The 21,277-nt window shown below is 65.8% G+C and carries 19 protein-coding genes and 2 pseudogenes; 13 read left to right on the top strand and 8 right to left on the bottom strand.

The annotated features are described in order from the left end of the window. The first annotated feature begins 73 nt into the window (after window positions 1-73). On the top strand, window positions 74-1,270 hold the full coding sequence (locus K1X41_RS06245; protein ID WP_243642973.1) for an AI-2E family transporter: 1,197 nt from the start codon (window positions 74-76) through the stop codon (window positions 1,268-1,270). Continuing rightward, a pseudogene (gene ilvA / locus K1X41_RS06240) lies at window positions 1,270-2,512 on the top strand (threonine ammonia-lyase). The gene K1X41_RS06245 and the pseudogene ilvA overlap by 1 nt, the downstream one beginning before the upstream one ends. Window positions 2,513-2,879: 367 nt before the next feature. Here ilvA and K1X41_RS06235 read toward each other — a convergent pair. Beyond that, complete coding sequence (locus tag K1X41_RS06235) at window positions 2,880-3,479, bottom strand: TetR/AcrR family transcriptional regulator (protein WP_132206402.1); 600 nt, start codon at window positions 3,477-3,479, stop codon at window positions 2,880-2,882. Window positions 3,480-3,642: 163 nt separating this feature from the next. Here K1X41_RS06235 and K1X41_RS06230 point away from each other — a divergent pair, with 163 nt between their 5' ends. Both K1X41_RS06230 and K1X41_RS06225 read left to right on the top strand, forming a co-directional pair. Then, window positions 3,643-5,355 (top strand): amidohydrolase, encoded by a 1,713-nt coding sequence (locus K1X41_RS06230; protein ID WP_220175598.1) that lies wholly within the window; start codon window positions 3,643-3,645, stop codon window positions 5,353-5,355. Between the two features lie 28 nt (window positions 5,356-5,383). Then, a complete protein-coding gene (locus K1X41_RS06225; protein ID WP_132206406.1) occupies window positions 5,384-6,796 on the top strand; it encodes an APC family permease in 1,413 nt (470 codons plus the stop codon). Window positions 6,797-6,916: 120 nt separating this feature from the next. Here K1X41_RS06225 and K1X41_RS06220 read toward each other — a convergent pair whose 3' ends face one another. The 3 genes from K1X41_RS06220 to K1X41_RS06210 form a co-directional block, all read right to left on the bottom strand. Beyond that, window positions 6,917-8,428, bottom strand: a complete 1,512-nt coding sequence (locus K1X41_RS06220) for an aminotransferase class I/II-fold pyridoxal phosphate-dependent enzyme (RefSeq protein WP_220175597.1) — start codon at window positions 8,426-8,428, stop codon at window positions 6,917-6,919. Window positions 8,429-8,561: 133 nt separating this feature from the next. After that, a complete protein-coding gene (gene greA / locus K1X41_RS06215) occupies window positions 8,562-9,047 on the bottom strand; it encodes a transcription elongation factor GreA (RefSeq protein ID WP_132206408.1) in 486 nt (161 codons plus the stop codon). Between the two features lie 125 nt (window positions 9,048-9,172). Next, window positions 9,173-9,610 (bottom strand): DUF4307 domain-containing protein, encoded by a 438-nt coding sequence (locus K1X41_RS06210; RefSeq protein ID WP_258566676.1) that lies wholly within the window; start codon window positions 9,608-9,610, stop codon window positions 9,173-9,175. An 85-nt stretch (window positions 9,611-9,695) separates the two neighbouring features. Between K1X41_RS06210 and mca the strand changes: the two genes are divergently transcribed. Genes mca through recQ form a run of 3 tightly spaced genes read left to right on the top strand, consistent with a single transcriptional unit; the run spans window position 9,696 to window position 12,936 of the window. After that, window positions 9,696-10,565: a mycothiol conjugate amidase Mca gene (mca, locus tag K1X41_RS06205; RefSeq protein WP_132206412.1), complete on the top strand. Its 870-nt coding sequence runs from the start codon at window positions 9,696-9,698 to the stop codon at window positions 10,563-10,565. Then, window positions 10,562-10,834, top strand: coding sequence for a hypothetical protein (locus K1X41_RS06200; protein ID WP_220175595.1), 273 nt, complete (start codon window positions 10,562-10,564; stop codon window positions 10,832-10,834). The genes mca and K1X41_RS06200 overlap by 4 nt, the downstream gene beginning before the upstream one ends. Before the next feature lie 5 nt (window positions 10,835-10,839). Beyond that, entirely contained in the window at window positions 10,840-12,936 is a 2,097-nt protein-coding gene (recQ, locus tag K1X41_RS06195) for a DNA helicase RecQ (protein ID WP_220175594.1), read from the top strand. 13 nt (window positions 12,937-12,949) lie between these two features. Here the strand turns inward: recQ and trhA are convergent, their stop codons facing one another. After that, a complete protein-coding gene (gene trhA / locus K1X41_RS06190; RefSeq protein WP_220175593.1) occupies window positions 12,950-13,669 on the bottom strand; it encodes a PAQR family membrane homeostasis protein TrhA in 720 nt (239 codons plus the stop codon). 146 nt (window positions 13,670-13,815) lie between these two features. Here trhA and K1X41_RS06185 point away from each other — a divergent pair, with 146 nt between their 5' ends. The 4 genes from K1X41_RS06185 (at window position 13,816) to K1X41_RS06170 (ending at window position 17,652) form a co-directional block, all read left to right on the top strand. After that, on the top strand, window positions 13,816-14,601 hold the full coding sequence (locus K1X41_RS06185; protein WP_207907478.1) for an isoprenyl transferase: 786 nt from the start codon (window positions 13,816-13,818) through the stop codon (window positions 14,599-14,601). 3 nt (window positions 14,602-14,604) lie between these two features. Next, window positions 14,605-15,411: an SDR family NAD(P)-dependent oxidoreductase gene (locus tag K1X41_RS06180; protein ID WP_220175592.1), complete on the top strand. Its 807-nt coding sequence runs from the start codon at window positions 14,605-14,607 to the stop codon at window positions 15,409-15,411. 94 nt (window positions 15,412-15,505) lie between these two features. After that, window positions 15,506-17,041: an amidohydrolase gene (locus K1X41_RS06175; protein ID WP_258566675.1), complete on the top strand. Its 1,536-nt coding sequence runs from the start codon at window positions 15,506-15,508 to the stop codon at window positions 17,039-17,041. After that, window positions 16,936-17,652, top strand: a complete 717-nt coding sequence (locus K1X41_RS06170; RefSeq protein WP_258566721.1) for a nucleoside phosphorylase — start codon at window positions 16,936-16,938, stop codon at window positions 17,650-17,652. The genes K1X41_RS06175 and K1X41_RS06170 overlap by 106 nt, the downstream gene beginning before the upstream one ends. A 223-nt stretch (window positions 17,653-17,875) precedes the next feature. Here the strand turns inward: K1X41_RS06170 and K1X41_RS06165 are convergent, their stop codons facing one another. From K1X41_RS06165 to K1X41_RS06155, 3 genes are all read right to left on the bottom strand, one after another. Next, a complete protein-coding gene (locus K1X41_RS06165) occupies window positions 17,876-18,205 on the bottom strand; it encodes a DUF1905 domain-containing protein (RefSeq protein ID WP_220175591.1) in 330 nt (109 codons plus the stop codon). 10 nt (window positions 18,206-18,215) lie between these two features. Beyond that, complete coding sequence (locus K1X41_RS06160; protein WP_133617672.1) at window positions 18,216-18,707, bottom strand: S-ribosylhomocysteine lyase; 492 nt, start codon at window positions 18,705-18,707, stop codon at window positions 18,216-18,218. Window positions 18,708-19,053: 346 nt separating this feature from the next. Beyond that, a complete protein-coding gene (locus K1X41_RS06155; protein WP_220175590.1) occupies window positions 19,054-19,359 on the bottom strand; it encodes a hypothetical protein in 306 nt (101 codons plus the stop codon). Window positions 19,360-19,714: 355 nt separating this feature from the next. On the opposite strand from K1X41_RS06155, the gene K1X41_RS06150 reads away from it, so the two are divergent. Both K1X41_RS06150 and K1X41_RS15445 read left to right on the top strand, forming a co-directional pair. After that, a complete protein-coding gene (locus K1X41_RS06150; protein ID WP_220175589.1) occupies window positions 19,715-20,272 on the top strand; it encodes a phosphorylase family protein in 558 nt (185 codons plus the stop codon). Between the two features lie 147 nt (window positions 20,273-20,419). Continuing rightward, window positions 20,420-21,127 (top strand): annotated as a pseudogene (locus tag K1X41_RS15445) (GntR family transcriptional regulator); the annotation flags it as partial. Window positions 21,128-21,277: the final 150 nt, after the last annotated feature.

The raw sequence follows: 21,277 nt of genomic DNA, 5'->3' as shown, positions 1-21,277 counted from the left end.
CGAGCTGTGGCACTGGAGTACCGGATTTGCGCAGAACGCGGCTCGTGCATGTGACGATCGCTAGGATTGTGCCGTGGACGAGCAGAGAAACCTTGGGGGTACGCCTGAAGTGGGCGATGCCGCACACGAGCTACCCCTCGGAATGAGGGTCGCGGCCGCGTGGTCGTGGCGCCTGATCCTGATCGGACTCGCCTGTGCTGGGTTCCTCTGGCTGATCGTGCAAGTGCGGATCATTGTGATCCCCGTCTTGATTGCCATCCTGCTGACGGCCCTGCTCGCGCCAGTGGTTGAGTGGTTCGTGAGCCGCGGTGCCCCGCGCTGGACGGGCGTGGTCGCGGCGCTCCTGCTGTTCGTTTCTGCGGTGTGGATCTTGATCAACCTCATCGTCACTCAGCTGCGCAGCGGACTCGATGATCTGGCCTCGCGCTCAGAGGACGTCTGGTGGGAAATGCTCCACTGGATCGAGGACAACAAACTCGGGATCACCGCGGAGCAGATTTCCGGCTTCTTCACCCAGATCATGAAGGCGCTGCAAGACAACCAGGGTGAGATTTGGAGCGGTGCGCTGGGCGTCGCAACGTCTGCCGGGCAGTTCGTCACCGGGCTGCTGCTCACCATCTTCTCGCTGATCTTCCTGCTCATCGACGGCAAGCGCATTTGGTACTGGGTCATTGGGTTCCTGCCGGCCCGCGCCCACGCTGGTGTCGATGCCGCGGGACGGAACGGCTGGGTCTCTGTCGGCCAGTATGTCCGTGTACAGATCTTCGTCGCGTTCGTCGATGCCGTGGGTATCGGGGTGGGAGCGGCGCTGCTCGGGGTTCCGCTCCCGATTCCGATCGCGGTGCTCGTCTTCTTGTTCTCCTTTATTCCGTTCCTTGGTGCGATTAGCACCGGCTTGCTTGCCGCCTTCATTGCGCTCGTGTACAACGGTCCGGTGAACGCCCTGCTGATGCTGGGTGTCGTTATTCTCGTGAACCAGATCGAAGGCCACGTGCTGCAGCCGCTCGTGATGGGCAACGCGGTAAAGGTCCACCCGCTTGGTGTGGTGCTCGCGGTGTCGACCGGCGCGCTGCTCGCAGGCATTCCAGGCGCCCTGTTCGCCGTGCCGCTCGCTGCGGCCGCGAACTCGATTGTGAATACGCTGGTGAAGCGGCAGTGGGAGAGTGGCACTGACCCAGTCGCCGAGTACCACCGGCGTGAACGCACCTCGCAGCAGGCGAAACATCGAGCGAGAACGATCGCCAAACTGACACGCAAGGAAGGACACTGATGAGTCACACCACGACGGCACCCACGCTGGAGGAGTTCGGCCACGCACTCGAGGTGGTGCACCGTGTCACACGACGCACGCCGCTCGAATCGTCGCGTTTCCTCGCGGAGATTCTGGACGTGCCGCGGGTCTACCTCAAGTGTGAAAACCTGCAGCGCACCGGGGCCTACAAGCTGCGCGGCGCGTATCACCGCTTGACGCAGCTGACCCCTGAGGAGCGCGCACGCGGCGTCGTTGCCGCATCGGCTGGAAACCATGCGCAGGGCGTCGCGTTCGCAGCGCGCGAGCTGGGGATCACCGCCACAATCTTCATGCCGCTCGGAGTTGCACTGCCCAAGCTGCAGGCGACGCGGAACTACGGCGCAAATGTGGAGCTGGTGGGTGCGTCGTTCGATGAGACGAACCAGGCAGCGCAGGCATTTGTGGCCGAAACGGGTGCGATCTTCATCCCGCCGTTTGATGATGCAGCGGTGATCCAGGGCCAGGGGACCGTTGCGCTGGAGATGCTTGAGGTCGCGCCGGAGATTGAGAACCTGGTCGTGCCGATCGGCGGCGGCGGGCTGATCGCGGGTGTTGCGGTGGCCGCCAAGCTGTGGGCGGCCGAGCATGGTCGTGAGATTCGTGTGATCGGTGTGCAGGCCGAGAACGCCGCGCCGTACCCCGTCTCCCTCGCGGCAGGCGAACCGGTCACGATCAAGACCAAGTCGACGATTGCCGATGGCATCGCCGTGGCGCGGCCCGGCGTGCTGAACTTCGATCTGGTGCGTGACTACGTGGACGAAGTCGTGACCGTCAGCGATGACGATATCGCGCGCGCGATCGTCATGCTGCTGGAGCGCGCAAAGCTCGTTGTCGAGCCAGCCGGTGCCGCCGGTGTGGCCGCGATGCTGACCGGACAGTTGAAGGTAACCGGGCCCACCGCGACGATCCTCTCGGGCGGCAACATCGATCCGCTGCTGCTGCAGCGCGATCGGGCATGGCCTCGCCGCGGCCGCGCGCTACACGAAACTCCGCATTCTGCTCCCCGACGTGCCGGGACAGCTCGTCCGCACGGCCACGATTGTCGCTGAGCAGAACGCGAACGTGATTGAAGTCATCCACACGCGCCACGCGACCGAGCTCCCGGTGAGCGAGGTTGAGCTGGAGCTGCACGTCGAGACGCGGGGCGTCGAGCACGGCGAAGCCGTCGCCCAAGCGCTGCGCGACGCGGGGTACACCGTGCGGGTGGGCGAGCGCTACTAGCCCGAGCTCAAGCCCGAGCTCAAGCTCAAGCCTGAGCTCAAGCTCAAGCCTGAGCTCAAGCTCAAGCCTGAGCTCCAGCTCCCGCGGTGTGGACCCCGCGGTGTGCACCCGTGGCGTGTTGCACCGGCTGCGGTCGAGGAAGTCTCTCGACCGCAGCCGGAGCACCTTCGGAAGAGGTGCGTGTGAAGGGTGGATGGAGCCGCGGACGCGAGTACATGCTGAGCGCGCGGGGCTGCGCACGCTCATCACGTGCGTGGGGATCGTGAGCGAAGCCGGTGAGGTGATCGGCTCCTTCGGCCTCGACGGGCGAAATGCACTCCCACCAGTTCGCCGCAGTCACACGGCACGCGTGGAGCGAGGCGCGCCCCTACTCGGGCAGGCGGGCCCCCGCTTGTGCGGCATAGAGGGCGATTGCGCGATGCGCGTCGGCAACCGTGATGCTGCCTCCGGCGACGATGTGTAGCCCGTACGCGTCTTCGAGCGCCACGAGGTTCATCGCGGTGTCTGCGAGCGGGCCGGTGAGCGCGAAATCGCCGCTCGCTACGCCCTCGGTGAGGATTCCGGTGTAGAGGTCCAGCTGTTCTTGGTACAGCCGCTGCACGAGCTCGTCGTGCAGCGGGGACTTGCCTGCCAATACGTCGAACTCATAGAGCAGTCGCATCAAGGCATCGTCTGGCCCGCTGGGAAGCCCGGCCGAGATCGCAGCAGCGAGCTTGTCTGCTGGGGTGTCATGCCGTGCGACGATCGCGGCACGCTCGGTGCCTACCCGCGCCATGCCCGCCGCGTGTGCTTCGACCAGGATCGCGTCGAGGTCGTCGTAGTAGTACAACAGCGCGCCGCGCGTGACTCCAGCTTGGTTCGCGACGTCGGTGAGTGAGAGGTTGCGCAGCCCGTGAGCGGCGGCGGCGGCCAGTGCTGCGTCGACAACTTCGATTCGGCGCTGCTTCTGTGTGCTCGGACGTGCCATAGCAGCCAGTATGCCAGGGAACACGGGGGGTGCGGCGCGATCGAGTGCCGTTATTTGACATTTGAGTAAATTAATTTACTCTTGAGTAAAATAACTCGTTCGTGATCCAGCGGGCGCCGCACCGCGAGCACCGAATCGTGAACCTCGAAGCACAGGAGCAGACATGGCCGTCGATACCCTTTTCACCGGAGGGCGGATCCGCACCTTCGATCCCGCTCGTCCCTGGGTCGAGGCGCTCGGCGTCACCGGCGACAAGATCAGCTATGCGGGCTCCGCGGCTGACGCTCCGGCTGCCCGGCGCACCGTGCAGCTGGAGGGCCGCCTGCTGACCCCAGGCGTCGCCGACACACACAACCACCTCCTGCTTGGCTTCGATGACCTCGCGGTGAGCCTCGACCAGGTGCAGAGCCTCGACGTCGTGCGCTCCCGCATCGCTGAGTTCGCTGAGGCCCACCCCGAGCTCGACTGGATCTGCGCGGAGAACGCGCTCTACTCTGTGGTCGAAGGTCGCCGCCCGAACGCGGACGACCTCGTCGGTGTGACCGATCGCCCCGTGTTCATCACGACCTATGACCAGCACTCGGTGTGGCTGAACCGCCCGGCGCTCGCGAAGCTCGGCATCCTGAACGGCGCAGATATCGCGTGGGGCAATCCCGAGATCGACTCCATCACGGGCGAACCCACTGGCTGGGTCACCGACTTCTACACCAGCGCCATGACGATCGCCGGCCTCGCTGAACTGCAGCGCGACATTCCCATGTACTCGCCAGATCGCCGCTACCGCAAGATTACGAACAGCCTTGAGATGGCTGCCAAGGTCGGCATCACCACCGTCGTCGAGCCACAGGTGCCGCTCGCAGAGCTCGACTTGTTCGCGCGCGCCGAGCGTGAGGGCAAGCTCACCTCCCGCACGATCGCAGCAATTTATCACGCGGTCGGCGCTGACGGTGAGTTCCGCTCCCGCATCACCGAGGCGATCCGCGAGACCCCGCAGCACGACCGCTTCACCCTCGGCCCGGTCAAACTCTACGCCGACGATGTGATCGAGCCGCACACCGCAGCGATGCTGCAGGACTACGCGAACCGTCCGGGACACCGCGGACACCCGAGCCTTGAACCCACTGAGTTCACCAAGCTCTTCGTCGAGCTTGATCGCCTCGGCTACCAGGTGCACACGCACGCCACGGGCGACTGGGGGATCCAGCTCACGCTCGACTCGATCGAGGCAGCGCAGCGCGCCAACGGTGCCCGCGACGCGCGCCACGGCATCGTGCACGTCGAGTGCCTGGCCCCCGAGGATCTCCCCCGATTCCAGCAGCTCGACGTGGTCGCCGCGATGCAGCCGCGCCACGCGTCCCCCGATCTCGTGGCAGGCACCTGGATGGAAAACGTGGGGGAGGCTCGCTGGGATCGCGCCTGGCGCTTCAAATCCATGATTGACTCCGGCGCACGCGTGACCTTCTCAAGTGACTGGCAGGTGGGCGAAATGGATCCGCTCGTCGGTCTGTACAGCGCGATGACCCGCGCCCGTCTCGACGGCCAGGATGCCTGGACCACGAACGAGCGCCTCGATCTCGACCGCGCCCTCCGGGCATACACGACTGGAGGAGCAGAAGCCTTCCACCAGGAGGACACCCGCGGTGTGCTGCGCGAGGGAATGCTCGCCGACCTCGTCGTCTGGTCGGGCGATCTCTACGCGATGGAGCCAGCCGAGCTGCTCGCGCAGCAGGCGGACCTCACCATCGTTGGCGGATCCCCGATCCACGATGCCCGAGGTGAACTCGGCGGCGTCGCCGCTGCTGCCCTGGCGCAGGATCCGGCCGGCGCAGGGCAGACCTGCGCTGAACCGCACACCGAGCACGGACACTCCCACTAACTCCATCACCCACTGAGAGAAGACCCAGATGTCATCGTTGCCATCCCACTCCGCCGTCGCCGCGGGTGATGATCAGATTGCCCACGCCGTTACGCATCAGCCTGGCGCGCTCAAGCGCACCTTGAAGCTGCGGCACCTCGTGTTCATCGGACTCGCGTACATGGCGCCGCTCGCGGTGTTCGACATGTTCGGGATCGTCGCTGCCGAGACCGACGGACACGTGCCGCTCGCGTACCTCGTCGTGATCGTCGCGGTGCTGTTCACCGCGTTCAGCTACTCGCGCATGGTGCGGTTCTTCCCGATCGCGGGATCCGCCTACACCTACGCGAAAGAAGCGATTAACGCACACCTCGGTTTCCTCGTCGGGTGGGTGGCAACGCTGGACTACCTGCTGTTGCCGATGATCAACGCGATCCTCTCGGCGATCTACATGGGCGCGGTATTCCCTGAGGTGCCGTTCTGGGTCTGGGTCGTGCTGACGGTCGCGGTGTGCACGGTGATGAACCTCATCGGCGTGAAGCTCGCCGCGAGCATGAACATCGTGCTGGTCGGGATCCAGCTTGTCGTCGCCGTCGTGTTCGTGGTGCTCACGATCGTGAACATCTCGAACGGGGCAAACGGCTCGGAGTTCACGATCCGGCCGTTTATCTCCAACGACATCCAGCTTGCCGCGATCAGCGCGGGCGCCGCCATTCTCGCGCTCTCCTTCCTCGGTTTCGACGCAGTGTCGACGCTTGCGGAAGAAGCCGAGCGACCGGAGCGCGACATTCCCCGTGCGATCTTCATCATCATCGGCGTTGCTGGCGCCTTCTTCATCACGGTGACCTACGTGATGCAGGTGCTCTTTCCCGATGTGTCATTGCTCGGCGACATCGTTGGTGCCTCGCCGGAGATCGCGAAGTACATCGGCGGTGCTGCGTTCCAGGCGATCTTCGTTGGCGGCTACATGATGGCCGTGCTGGGCTGCGGGATCACACAGCAGATGAGCGCCGCGCGCCTGCTCTACGCGATGGGCCGGGACGGCGCCCTGCCCAAGCGACTGTTTGGGAGCGTGAACGAGCGCACTGGTGTCCCCGTTGTGAACGTACTCATTGTCGCGGCGATCGCGCTCACCGCGCTGTTCGTTGACCTGGATCAGGCGGCGTCCATGATCAACTTCGGCGCGTTCATCGCCTTCACCTTCGTGAACCTGTCGGTAATCTTTGTGTTCTTCCGCTTCCTGAAGCGCCGCGGCCCTGGCGCCTGGGCCACGTTTGTGGTGGTGCCGGCGATCGGCGTGGTGATCAACGTCTGGCTGTGGCTCAGCCTCGACTCGATCTCGATGATCATCGGCGGCATCTGGCTCGCCGTTGGTGTGGTCTACCTCCTGATCAAGACGCGCGGTTTCCGCGCCCCGGCCCCGGATCTCACCGGACCGATCAACATCGGGATGTACGAGTAGGGCCGGTGGCCGCTCGGGGCCGCTCGGCGTTCGCGCCGGATGCGCGCTGACGCGCTCAACACAGCTGCGCGTCAGCCCTCGGGAGCGGCCACGGGCTGGCCCTGGGAGCCCTGTGCAGGCTCAGCGCCGCACGACGCGGAGCTGCGTGACCGCATGGTCAGCTGCGCCTCGAATATAGCTGCCGGGCAACTTCGCCGTGTCCCGCAAGTACGCGAGGAGCTCGGCGGTCAGGAGCTCGCCTGGCACGGCGTTCGGGATGCCAGGCGGGTAAGCGGCGAGCATCGCTGCTGAGATACGGCCGACAGCCTCTGAAGCACTCACCGACTCGCTCGGCGCGAGATAGGCCTCGCGCGGCGTCAGCAGCTGCGCGCCGGGTGGGGGTGCCGCGGGGAGCGGGGCGCTTGCGGCGGGCGCTGGGCTGGATCCAGCGGCCTGCGGTGGCGCAGCGCGATCGATCGCCGCGAGCAACCCTGCGACGTCGGGGGTGCCGCGCGGGCCGATGAGCGCGACAATCGCGGTCGGTGCCGCGATCTCGACGAAGGCGGGCTCCTCTGCGCGCGAGAGCGCGGTCTTGAGCGCCGGCCCGGTGATGCCGCGGCCGCGCACATCGATCGAAACATGGAGTGGGTCAATCGCGACAGCGCCGGGCCGGGCGAGAAAATCTGGTTCCGCGAGTCGGAGGCCAGACGCATCTGTCACGAGACGACGCAGCAGGGCAGCCGCTTCGAGTGCCTCGCCCATGGCGGCCTGTCCGGTCGCCAGCTCTGAGCGCGCGATGTCGAGCGAGGCGAGGAGCAGCGAGTTGAGGCTCGTTGACTCGGTCAGCCGGTAGGCGGCTTCGAGCGCCGGTTCGAGCACGCTCGCGTGGGGGGTCTCACAGAGGTGCAAGAATGCGGTCTGGGTCAGGCTGCCGCCGAGTTTGTGGATGCTCGAGAGCACGATATCGGCGCCCTGCCGCGTCGGAGACTCAGGCAGCTCGGCATGGAAACCGAAGTGGGCACCCCACGAGCCATCGACCACGAGTGCCGCCCCGTAGCGTCGGCACGCCGCAGCAACAGCGGGAACATCAGCGACGACACCGAAGTAGCTGGGGGACACCATGACGAGCGCAGCGTACGGGGTGCCGGCCGCTGTGGCTTCTGCAAGGGCCTGTTCGGCAGCCTCCGCCGTGATCCCGTGCGCGATCTTGTGATCCGGATCGGACTCGGGGAAGAGGTACTCCGGGGTCGCCCCCGACATCACGAGGCCGTCGTAGACACTGGAGTGGCAACTGCGCTGCACGAGCACGCGGTCGCCGATCGCGGCAAGCGCCTGCATCGCCATCCTGTTGCCCTGCGACGCGCCGTTCGTGAGGAACCAGGTGGTCCTGGCATCCCAGGCCGCCGCGGCCAGCTCCCGTGCGTGGTCGAAGGCGTTTCCCGCCCCGAGGTCAATGCCCTCAACGAGTTGCGGAATATCAAGTTCGAGCGCTCGGGCACCGAGGAAGTCGCGGAGTCGATCCGATCCGCCAGCCTGCCCGGTGGCGTGGCCGGGGATCATGAACCGAAGTCCGTCTCGGTCGCGGTGCGCGATGAGCGCCTCAGCGTAGGGCGCCGCACGCTGGTCGAGCGGGGGCTGGTCGTGGCGCGTCACCGCGCACTGAGTTCTGGCGCGCGGAGTGCTGGCACACCGAGTGCGGGCACACGGAAAGCGGGCGCACCGAGAGCTGGCACACCGGTCAAGCGACGTTGCTCGTGGTTCACGGGTTCCGTTCTGGCGGCAGAGACTACGCCGCGTAGGTGTCGACGGCGAGGATCTTGACTGCGATCTCGGTGCCGTTGGGAGCGGAGTAGCTGACCTCTTCGCCCACCTTGCGGCCAAGAATTGCAGTACCCAGAGGGCTCTCTGCGCTGTACACGTCAAGATCAGAGCCATCGGCGAGCTCGCGGTTGCCGAGCAGGAATCGCTCTTCGTCACCAAAGATGTCCGCGGTGATGACGGTGCCGATCTCCACCACGCCACTTGCCTGGGGAACTTCGCCGACAACAGCGTGCTTCAGCAACGATTCGAGATCGCGAATTCGCGCCTCCATCTTGCCCTGCTCATCTTTGGCGGCGTGGTAGCCACCGTTCTCCTTCAGGTCGCCCTCCTCGCGGGCGGCCTCGATGCGAGACGCGATATCTTTGCGGCCAGCGCCGGTCAGCTGTTCCAACTCGCCAGTGAGTCGGTCGTATGCGTCCTGCGTGAGCCAGGTCTGCGTGGGCTCGGCCATGGTCGATCCTCGTTTCGGTGAGAGCGCCTGAGCGCTGGGGGACACGCAACGCCCTGACCGAGCCAGGGCGCTCCTCTCAGCGTAGCAGTGCGATCACGGATCGTCGCGGAGGCACGAGAGCGAGGCTACGAGCCCTCGACGACCCAGCAGGCGCGCGCGGTGGCGGCGGTCGAAGGGTTCGTCGTGACGAGCCGGGTGGTGACCACATGTGTGCGCTTCTCGGTCACGGGCAGTTCAACGATCTTCCAGCCGACCGTGGCTTTTGCCGGGTTGAGGGCCTCAACCGCGCACGCGACCGGGGTGTTCGCGGGCGCCGTGACTTCGAACTTCACGTCGAGAACCAGGTCGTTCTGCTTCGTGTACCCGATGTCCTGCACCGACACCTGGTTGGCGCTCTGCCATCCAGAAAAAATGAGAAACGCGATTCCCGCGATCACAAGGAGGCCAGCGGCGGCCCACGCGAAGCGGCGGTCGAAGCGCCTACTGCGTCCGGTCCCGTAACGATCCTCGAGTCGCTGCGTCGACGGAGATTCCGCGTCAACGGCGGCGGCCGTATCCAACACGGGAACCTCCGATCCAGACTGGGTAAACTGAGTGATTGTTGCCAGAGTACCGGGAACCTCCCGAGAAGCACGTGAGAGGAAGCGCATGACGCTCAGGCTCATCGCGGTGCACGCGCATCCCGACGACGAATCAAGCAAGGGTGCTGCCACGTACGCCCACTATCTCGACCTCGGCGTCGAGGTGCTCATTGTGAGCTGCACCGGCGGCGAGCGCGGTGACGTGCTCAACGAACTCGTCGCGCGGGATCCGAAGAGTCGCCGAGATCTCGCAGGCTTGCGCCGCGACGAGATGGCGCGTGCCCAAGACATCGTCGGTTTTGAACACCGCTGGTTGGGATATGAGGATTCAGGGCTGCCTGATGAGGGCGAGGCGCTGCCAGCCGGATCCTTCGCTCACATCCCAGCCGAGGTGTCGGCAGAGGCGCTCGTGCGCACGGTGCGTGAGTTCAAACCGCACGTGATGATCACGTACAACGAGCAGGGTGGGTACCCGCACCCGGATCACATTCGGTGCCACGAGATCAGCAAGATCGCGTGGGATCGCTCGGGTGATCCAGCGGCGTTCCCCGAGGCAGGCGAGCCGTGGGCGATCGGCAAGCTCTACTACGAAGAGATCTTCAACGGCGAGCGGATCAACACGGTGTACCAGTGGCTCGTCGATCACGAGCCGACATCCCCGCTCGTTGGCCAGTTTCAGGAGCTGCGCGAGCGGATGGGTGGCCGCGGCAATCGCAGCACCGCCCGGATCGACGTGGGTCGGTTCTTTGAGCGTCGCGACGAGGCGCTCCGGGCACACGCGAGCCAGGTGCCGCCCGACAGCCCATTTTTCTTCTGGCCGAACGAAGTGCAGCGGCAAGCATGGCCGTTTGAGGACTATCGGCTCGCGGCTTCGCGGGTCGCCACGAGTGAGTTTGAAGCCGATCTGTTTCAGGGGATCGCAGAGGAGGACGTATGAGTCTGTTAGGTATTGCGCTCGGCGTAGCGGAAGACACTGAGTTCGATCCGAACCAGGTGACCCCCGGTGTCGAGGGGTTCATCTTCACCGGGTTGATGGCCGCGCTGATTATCGGTCTGGGCTTTCTGCTCGTCAGCCGCTTGCGCCGCAACGCGTACCGGCACGAAGTGCGTGATCAGATCGCGTCCGAGCTTGCGGGGCCCGATGCTGGCACGACCGAGGGTGCCGCTGGCACCGAAGCCGGCGCAGGAACTGAACAGCGGAACTGAGTTTTATGGGCGGCGAGGGCACGCAGACCGAAGCCGATCAGTGGGGCGCGTCGGGAGGATTTGACGACGTCGAACGCTGGCCGGGTGAGGCATGGGGAGCCCCGCCGCCCGATGCTTTCCCCGGTTCCGGGGGTGGAAGCGGGCTCGCATCGGGATCTGGCGCCGGGGTGGCTGCGGGAACGGAGCCTGGGCCCGTGGGGGCTGCCGTACCTCCGGGCATGCACTCGGCAGCGCACTCAGCGTTCGGCACCGTGCAGGTGGTCGGCCAGGACCCGCGCGAGGTGCTCGCGGGAGTGTTCGGCTACGACGCATTCCGCGGCGAACAAGAGGAAATTGTTCGCCACGTCATCAACGGCGGGGATGCCGTCGTGCTCATGCCCACCGGTGGGGGCAAATCGATCTGCTATCAGATCCCCGCGCTCGTGCGCGAGGGCACCGGAATCGTCCTTTCGCCGCTCGTCGCCCTGATGCACGATCAGGTCGCTGCTCTCGCTCTCGTGGGCGTGCGCGCGGCCGCGCTGAACTCTTCGATGAGCTTGGAGGAGCGCCGGGAGGTCGAACAGGCGTACCGTGCAGGTCAGCTCGACGTGCTCTACCTCGCGCCAGAGCGACTCTCGGCTCCCGGCACGATCGATTTCCTGAGGCAGGGTCGGATCGCGCTGTTCGCGATCGACGAAGCGCACTGTGTGTCCCAGTGGGGCCACGACTTCCGCCCCGACTACCTCCGCCTCGGCGCGCTCGCGGAGTACTGGCCGGACGTGCCCCGGATCGCGCTCACTGCGACGGCAACGCCTGAGACACACCGCGAGCTCACCGAGCGGTTGCACCTCGAGAAGGCGAAACACTTTGTGTCGAGTTTCGACCGGCCCAATATTCGCTACCGGATCGAGGCGAAGCAGAGTGTCCGCGCGCAGCTCATTGCGTTCATCCGCGGTGAGCACGCGGGCGACGCCGGGATTGTGTACGCGTTGAGCCGCAAGCGCGTGGAGCAGACCGCGAAGGCGCTGAGCGAGGCTGGGATCGACGCGGTTCCGTACCACGCAGGGCTTCCCGCAGAGGTGCGGCTGCGCGCGCAGACTCGATTCCTTCGCGAAGACGGTGTTGTGGTGGTGGCCACGGTTGCCTTCGGGATGGGGATCGATAAGCCGGACGTGCGTTTTGTGGCGCATATCGACCTCCCGAAGTCGATCGAGGGGTACTACCAGGAGACCGGTCGCGCTGGCCGAGACGGATTGCCCGCTCAGGCTTGGCTCGCGTACGGCCTCGCTGACGTGGTGCAGCAGCGGCAGCTCATCGAGTCAGGAGATGGGGACGCCGCCACGCGGCTCAACCAGACCAGACACCTGAACCAGATGCTGTCCCTCTGCGAGGGCGTCACCTGCCGACGTCAATTTTTGCTGAACTATTTCGGCCAGCAGGGGAGCGCGACATGCGGCAACTGCGACGTGTGCGTGAATCCACCGAAGCTGTGGGACGCCACTGTCCCGGCGCAGATGCTGCTTTCGACGGTGCTGCGCACACAGCGTGAACGCAACCGCACCTTTGCGGCTGGGCAACACATCGACGTACTCCGCGGCACAGCTTCCGATCGGGTCACCCAATTGCGGCTCGACGAACTCACCACGTGGGGGATTGGTGCAGAGTGGACGGTGGCGCAGTGGCGCGGCGTCGTGCGTCATTTGCTCGCTACCGGAGTGTTGGAGGCGCGCGGCGAGTGGGGCGTCCTCGCCCCCGCTGAAGCTGCGAAACCCGTGCTCCGGGGCGAGGAACGGGTCATGATGCGCGAGGAAGTGGTCGTGCGGGCAGCCACACGCGGCCGCGGCACACGCGGTGCGATCACCTCCGGATCACAACGCTCAGCGGCAGCCGCAGACCTCACTCCCGAACAGGCAGCCGTATTCGAGCGGCTCCGTGCGTGGCGCGGCGAAGAGGCGAAGCGACAGGGCGTGCCCGGCTACGTGGTGTTCGGCGATGCCACTCTCGCGGCCCTCGCCGTGCACCTCCCGCGAACCGATGAAGAGCTGCTCGCGATCTCCGGGATCGGCGCGGTCAAGCTCGAGCGGTATGGCGCTGCGGTGCTGTCCAAGCTGGGGGCGGAGTAGTGCGCGCGGGCGCCTACCGGAGATAGACCGGATCGAGCGCGACAAGGAGCGCAGCGGTCCAGTGGCACAGGAACGCGATCGTCGTGAGCGCGTGGAAGATCTCGTGGAACCCGAAGACTCCAGGAATCGGGTTCGGTCGTTTCATGCCGTACACCACTGCGCCGAGGGTATACAGCAGCCCGCCCACGACAACGAGGACCATGGCCGCGAGGTTCGCGTGCGCGATATCGACGATGTACATCATCGCCGCCCAGCCGAGCAAGACATAGAGCGGCACGTAGAGCCAGCGCGGGGCGCCGATCCAGAACACGCGGAACCCGATTCCGAGCAGTGCTCCAGCCCACACCAGTGTGAGCAAGAGGATCCCCTTCTCAGGTGGGAGCGCGAGGAGAGCGAGCGGCGTGTAGGTGCCGGCGATGAGGAGGAAGATGTTCGCGTGGTCGAGACGGCGGAACAGCTGTTTCGTGCGCGGGCTCCAGTCAATGCGGTGGTAGAGCGCTGAAATGCCGAAAAGCAGCAGGCTCGTCAGCATGAACACGGCCGACGCCCACTTCGCGACCGGACCCTGCGCGAGCGCGATCAACACGATCCCACCCACCACCGCGATAGGGAATGTGCCAGCGTGGATCCACCCGCGCCACCGAGGCTTCTCGTCTGCCGCTGCGAGCAACGGCAGTGCGATCGGATCCGGCTCACTATCGGGGAGCAGGCCGTTGCCGCCGGAGGAGGTCATGCTTCGAGTGTATGGTCCCCACAGATCCCAAGGGGCATATATGTGGGATATGCCTATGCCTCAGTGGGGGCGCACGGATCCGACATCGCTTCCGACACCGGCCCATAGCCAGGCCCCACCCGGCCGTGGGACGGTACACTCTGAGGGTGAAGCCCCAGCCGTCGACGCCACGCACCGGTTTCCTGTACCGGCTGTACCAGCGGCGCCTGCGCAGGGAGATCGACCTCACTCGCGTCCCCCAGCACATCGCCGTCATCGTTGATGGCAACCGGCGCTGGGCAAAGCAGCGGCTGCAAGAGCGCGCAGCATTCGGACACCGCGCCGGCGCGCAGAAAGTACCGGAATTCCTGGGGTGGTGTGAGGAAGCCGGGATCCACACGGTCACGCTGTACCTGCTTTCCTCCGACAATCTGAAGGCGCGCGATCGCCAGGAGCTCGACGATCTGCTCGACATCATCGCCGAGCTCGCCACGCAGCTCGCACACAATCCGAAGTGGAAGGTGAAGCACGTCGGATCCTGCGACGGGCTCTCCGAGGGGCTCGCACAGGCGCTCGCCGCAGCTGAAGCAGCAACCGAGCATCACACCGGCCTCCACATCAACCTCGCCGTCGGCTACGGGGGTCGCAGCGAGATCACCGCGGCCGTGCGCAGTGTGATTGCCGAGCACCAGGCGGCCGGTGGGTCTATCGATACTCTCGACGAGCGGCTGACCCCGGAGACGATCGGGGAGCACCTCTGGACGCGCGGACAAGCAGATCCTGATCTCGTGATCCGCACCTCAGGCGAGCAGCGCCTCTCCGACTTCATGATCTGGCAGTCAGCGCACTCGGAGTTCTACTTCGTTGAAGCGCTGTACCCCGACCTCCGTGAGGTCGATTTCCTGCGCGCCCTGCGCGACTATTCATTCCGCCAGAGACGACTCGGAGGCTAGAACATGGTGACGCGACAGGATCCCGCTCTCCCGGACCTCACCGGACAGCGCGTGCTCGTGACGGGTGCCTCAGGCGGCGTCGGCGGGGGCATCGCGCGGCGCTGTGCAGCCGCCGGTGCGCGGTTGGCGCTGCACTACCGAGGTTCGCCGGAACCCGTGTTCGAATTGGTTGAGGAGCTTCGGGATCGCGGGGTGACCGCGGTTGCGGTCCGTGCCGACCTCGCGCTCCCCGATGCAGCAGCTGGTCTGATTGCTGACGCGGTTGCCGCCCTGGGCGGACTTGATGGGCTCGTCAACAATGCAGGAATCCAGCCGCTCACGCCGCTCGCCGACACGTCACGCGAAGAGTGGGATGAGGTGCTCGGCACGAATCTCGGCGCCGTGTTCGAACTCTCACGTGCGGCGGCTGCGGCGATGGTGCAGGAAGACACTCCGGGCGACCGCTCCGCACGCAACCGCTGGATCACGCACATCGCCTCCATCGAAGCCAGTCGTCCGGCGCCCGCGCACGCGCACTATGCGGTCGCGAAGGCCGGTCTCGTCATGCACGCGCGCGCCGCGGCGCTCGAACTCGGCCCCGCCGGAATCCGCGTGAATACCGTATCGCCTGGCCTCGTTGATCGCCCTGGCCTTGCCGAGGCGTGGCCGGAGGGCGTGGCGAGCTGGCTCGCGCACGCACCGCTCGGCCGGCTCGCGACCGCAGAGGACATCGGCAACGCTTGCGTGCTCCTGGGATCTGACGGCGCCGCATTCATCACAGGGCAGGATCTCGCCGTTGACGGCGGCATGCTCGCCACACCCGGCTGGTAGCCCGCGCGCCGGTACAGTTGGCGAGAACAGAAGCGATACTGGGATCGACACCGAGGGGCACCTCCGGATCGGCCCGAACAGGGGAGGACCCGCGATGACCGAGAACGTCACGGTGCTGCGCGCCGAGGCCATGCTGACGCCGACAGGAGCGGTGGCTCCAGCTGAGCTGGAAATCGACGCGACAGGACGGATCAGCTACGCCGGAACCCCGCGTGCCGCCGCAGATCGACCAGCCGGCGCAAGGGTGCGCGAGCTCGTCGGCCAAGTGTTGATGCCGGGGCTCGTGAATGGCCACACGCACTCAGCGATGACGCTGCTGCGAGCGGTGTCGGATGACGAGGGCTTCATGCCGTGGCTCGCAGCGGTGCAGGCGCTCGAACAGCACCTCACCCACGACGACGTGGTGGCCGGATTGCAGCTCGCACTCGTCGAGATGATCGAAACCGGGACGACGTCGTTCGCAGATATGTACCACTGGGATGCTGAACTGATCGAGGTGGTGCGTGCCGCTGGCATGCGCGCAATGATCGCGCCAGCGTCGTTCTCAGCGGAGATCGTCGGGTTCCCCGGCGTCTCTCCTGCGAATGGGGCAGCGGTCACGGCACTCACCGAGCAGCTTGCGGAGCAGTACGCCGCGGATCCGCAGATCCGGATCGCGTTTGGCCCGCACGCCCCGTACACCTCCCCACCCGAGTTCCTGAGTGACATCACCGAGCGCGCTGTGGCGCGAGGAATCCCGATCCACACGCATATCTCGGAGTCCGCCGCCGAGGTCGCCCAGATCCAGGAGCGCTACGGTGCGACTCCCGCCGCGCATCTGGACCGTATTGGACTCTTCGCCGCGGACGTGCTCGCTGCGCACTGCGTGCACCTGACACCGAGTGAGATCGAACTCTTCGCGCGTGCCGGTGCCGCGATCAGCCACAACCCGGTCTCGAATCTGAAGCTCGGGAACGGTATCGCGCCGCTTCCCGCGTGGCAGGCCGCCGGGATCAGACTGACGCTCGGCACCGACTCAGTCGCCAGCAACAACACCCTCGATTTGTTCGAGGAGATCAAGACGGCCACGATCCTGCACCGCGGCGCCCACCAGGATGCTGCGATTGTGCGCGCGTCTGACGTGCTCGACATCGCGACCCGGCGTGGTGCCGAGGCGATTGGATTCTCTGAGACTGGGGCGCTCGAAGCAGGTATGCAGGCCGATGTGATCGCGCTCGACATCACCGGATCTGCTGCGACGCCATTCGATCCGGCAGCGCTGGTGTCCCACCTCGGCTTCGCCGCGACCGGTGCGGATGTGCGCCACGTCTTTATCGGCGGACGCCACGTGTACGCCGACGGTGCGCATCTGACACTTGACGCCCCTGCGGTCCGGCGCGCGCTGCGGCCGTCCGGATGCGCCTCGCGGCGCTGGCTGCCACGCCAGCGTAGCCGCCACGCACCCTCGTACGTTCCCACTTCCGAACCACTCCGAAAGGCCCCATCATGGCACCCGTCCGACTTCCCGCTGATTCCGAACTCCCGCTGCTGCGCACCCGCGTCTCGGATCTCGCTGACCGCGCCCTCGTGGTCGGCGATCCAGGCCGCGCTGCCCGCGTTGCTGAACTGCTTGATGATGCGCGCCAGCTGACCGCAAACCGCGAGTACCACGTCTACTCCGGGCAGTACCGCGGCGTGCCCGTCACCGTCGCATCACACGGCGTCGGAGCCGCTGGCGCGGCAGTGTGTTTCGAGGAGCTCGCGCGCGGTGGGGTGTCCCGCATCATCCGCTCGGGCACCGCGGGCGGCATCCAGCCGGAAGTGGTGGACGGCGCGATCGTGGTCGCGACGGGCGCCGTGCGCGCTGACGGCATCAGCCACCAGCTCGTGCCGACCGAGTTCCCCGCGATTGCGACGCCGGAGCTGACGATTGCGCTGCGCGCCGCCGCCGCTGAGACCGGGTTGAAGACGCACACCGGCATCGTGCTGACCGGCGACATGTTCTACCCGAGCGATGTCATCACCGGTATTGACCACGCAATGTGGCAGCGCGCAGGGATTGTCGCGGTCGAGATGGAGGCCGCTGCGCTGTTCGTGATTGCTGCGCTGCACGGAATCGAATCTGGCGCCGTATTCGCGATCGACGGCAACCCGCTGAACGCGGCCGACGAAGCAATGGACGGCTACGACCCCTATCGCGAGATCGTGACCCAGGCTGTCGACGGCGCTCTGAAGTGTGCCCTCGACGTGCTCGTCTCCTAGCGCGCGGAGCGGCTCTGCCTGCCTGCCTGCCTGCTTGCTTGCCTGCCTCGCAGCTTCCGCGCGAAGGGCCTCCTTCGCGTCTGAATCTCGGCACGAGCGCAAGACGCTGACGAGAGCCCCCGAGGTCGGGGCAGCTCCGGGGATGCGGGGCGGAGTCCGCTTCTGGAAGCGTGGCCAGGGGCCAGGGGCCAGGGGCCAGGGGCTCGTGGCCCGTGGCCAGTGACTAGAGGTCGAGAACCGTGAGGCCGATCGTGACCTCACGGCCGAGTTCGATCCCCTGGGCCTCGCGCACGGCGCGCTTGAGCGGGAGAATGTAGCCGGGCTCGGGCGTCTCCTCGTCCGAGCCCGAGGCCTCGCGTGCTGCGCTCGGGAAGATTGACGTGCGCCACCGCGTCACCCCAATCCGGGCCTCTACCCGGACCGCACCAAACCCCGCCCGCGGACGCGGGATCTCAGCGATGTCGGCCGCGAGCGGGGCTGGCAGATCTACGAAGACCCAGAGTTGAGAGCGCGCTTCCCAGCGATACGGGGTCGCCGCGAACTCGATGTCCACAGTGCGTGCGTTACGCGATCCTGGAGCGGTCGAACGCGTCAAGGCTGATCCCGCGTTCGAGCACTACCTGTGCCCACTCCTTCGCCGAGTGCAGGCTGTGGTCGCGGTAGTTGCCGCAGCTGATCGCCTCGGTGCCGGGGACATCCGCCCAGGTGACGCGGTGCGCCAGATCTTCGAGTGATGATTTGATCGCTGCGGCAACGATCTCCGTGGAGGGCTCGCCCCACGCGATCAGGTGGAACCCCGTGCGACAGCCGAACGGGGAGATGTCGATGAGGCCGTCAAAGCGTGTGCGAAGCAGCGCTGCCAACGTGTGCTCGATCGTGTGCAGTCCGGCGGTCGGGATCTCTTGCTCGTTGGGCTGCACGAGTCGGATATCAAAGTTGGAGATCGCATCGCCTTTCGGCCCGCGTTCCACTCCAATCAGGCGCACGTAGGGTGCCAGGACTTTGGTGTGATCGAGGGAGAAGCTCTCCACCTCGGCAAGTTCAACGTCGCTCATGCGGCCAGTGTACCGATGGCCGCTCGCGGGGGAAGCGGAGCGCGTCACGCGGCGACACACCTCGCGTGACCGCTCGATTGTGGGGCTGACGCTCGGCTGTGGCACACGGCTGCTCGATCACCCTGCATAGCTCGAGTTCAGGAGGGAAATTCGAGCTCGCGCAGCACGCGCTGGGCGATTCTCTCCTGCGTGAACTCGAATCTCCTGCGCGAACTCGAGGGCTGTGGGCGGAGCTGGCGCGGGGACGCCTCGGTGCGCACGAAGCCGCAGGACGCCACAACGCCGGGCAGCGCGGATCCGAAGATCCGTGCTGCCCGGCGTTGTGGTGCGGCGTCTGCCGCCGCGGTTAGGCGGCGCGTGCCAGGTCGCTGCGCGTGAGTGCGATGCGGGTCAGCTCACCGGCGGCGGCTGGCTCGACGCGCACGTCCCACCCGGAACGGGTGAGCCGCTCAAGGTCGCGGCGTGCCTCAGCGGGACGGTCGGTCTCGACGAGGTACAGGGTGCGGCCTGAAGTGCGGTACACCGAGCGGTGCTGTGCCCAGCCGGGCACACGCATCTCGGACTCGTTGCCGAGTGAGTGGTACGGCGTCCGCAGCGTTGCGCGCTGCGACTTCGCGGCGTCGCGAGTCATATGTGTTGAGTGATAAGTCATGATGTGTCCTTTCGCGCCGCACCATCATGGTGCGGAACCCGCCAAGTCTTTCTCGCGGGTGCGGGGCTCGGGAACGAGCCGGGGCTTCACTACCTCAGGAACTGTGCACGGAGTGCGTCCTGAATGACGGCGAAGCAAGATGCAAGGCCCTATGGATGACCGTGGAGCATCAGAAGCTGCGAGCTGCATATCGCGGAGTGGGAGGCATTCCATCGAGATTCGAATCCATCGAGATCTGAGGAAAATCACGCGAACTGCTTGCGAGCTTGCCTCAGTTTAGAACAAGTCTTCGAAAAACGCTAGTCTTGATCCGAATTTCATTTACGAAGCGCTCCGGCGCAGGGGAGAATCAGCCATGTCGGAGTCCACCACACTGCTCGTATTCGCCCACAGGGACGAGGCATTTGCGTTCGCAGATGTGCCCCACCTCGTCACCGGGGTCGGGAAGGTGCAGGGCGCTGTGGCGCTTGCGGCGGCCCTTGCCGAGACCCCCGTCGACCGCGTCGTCGTGCTGGGCACGGCGGGTGTCGTTGGTGACGGCCCAGACCGCTTGAGCCTCGACGAAGTAGTGCAGGTGACGCGTGTCGTGCAGCACGACTTCTCACTGCCCTCACCGGAGCTCACCCCTGCGGGCGAGGTTCTTCTGCCCGAGCGGACGGCAACGATTGCCACGGGCGACGTATTCGTGAAAGATGACGCGCAACGCGCACACATTTCGAGTCTCGGCGCCGAGCTCGTGGACATGGAGGCCTACTCCTATGCCACCGTGTGCGCCCGATTCAGTGTCGCGCTCCAGCTCTTCAAGATCCCGTCTGATTTCGCCGACAGCGCGACAACCGATGAAGAGTGGGACACGATCGTGTTCCGCAAGAGCGAGCAGCTCCGCGCGTTCTGGGATGCTCGGTTGCGCTAACGCCAGCGCTTGAGCGCTCTGCACCTCTGCGCCTGCGTGCACTCTCGCGCACATCTGGTGCGGGGTCCGGGCGCTGCCTTCCGGGCATTCACTGAGGAGGTGCCGCGCGCACGACACTTCACTTGCTATTCTGAGTTCATTGAATGAATGCTAACTATGCACAGTGAGCAGGGAGTCCGCATGAGCGAAGTTCGAAGCAACGTGAGAGGGGCTGAGGCCCCGGTCCGCGAACTGCGGTATCAGCGCGTGTATGACCTGGTGCTGCGGTTGATCGAAGAAAACGGTCTGCGTCCAGGCGACAAACTCCCCAGCACGGCAGAACTGACGAAGCTTGCCGATGTGAGCGTGATCTCGGTGCGCCGTGCGCTCGACGAACTCGATCATGACGGGGTGATCGAGCGCCACCAGGGGGTCGGCACCTTCGTAGCAGAACCGAAGCTCGTCAGCGAGCCTGGCCGGTCAGGCGCGCTCCTGGGGACCATCTCGGACGATGCACGCACGGTAGCATTCGAGACGCGTCTCGTCGGCCTCTCCGTGGGCATGCCTGGTCTGAACCACGTGCGTGCCCTGAACATTCAGGAGGGGCAGCCGGTCTGGGAAATCAGCCGAGTTCGTCTGCGCGGCGGGCGTCTGACCGTCGCAGAGCGGGCGACGATTCCGCTCAGCCTCGTCCCCGCGATCGACGAAGAACAGCTTGCCGATGGCAGTTCGCTCTATGAGTTGCTCGCGCAGCGATACGGAATCGTGGAAGCCTACGCGGAGCAAGTGTTCCAAGTTGATCGCCCCAGCCAGTGGGAGCGCGAGCAATTGGAACTCAGCCCCACAGACGTGGTCATGCGCGTCCGCGGTGTGAGTTACACCGAAGACGATGTCGCGTTCGACTCCTACCAACAGACATACCGGGCAGACGAGTACGTGTTCTATGTGCAGGGTAGGCGCAGCGACTCCCAGCTCGTGCGGCCGGGCGCTGGAGGCTCATGGGCGGTGCGGAGCCTGGGCAGCGCC

The sequence above is a fragment of the Leucobacter luti genome (assembly GCF_019464495.1).
Taxonomy (GTDB): Bacteria; Actinomycetota; Actinomycetes; order Actinomycetales; family Microbacteriaceae; genus Leucobacter; species Leucobacter luti_A.
Note: the sequence above shows the minus strand (reverse complement) of the source record. Positions and strands in the feature narration are given on the sequence as shown.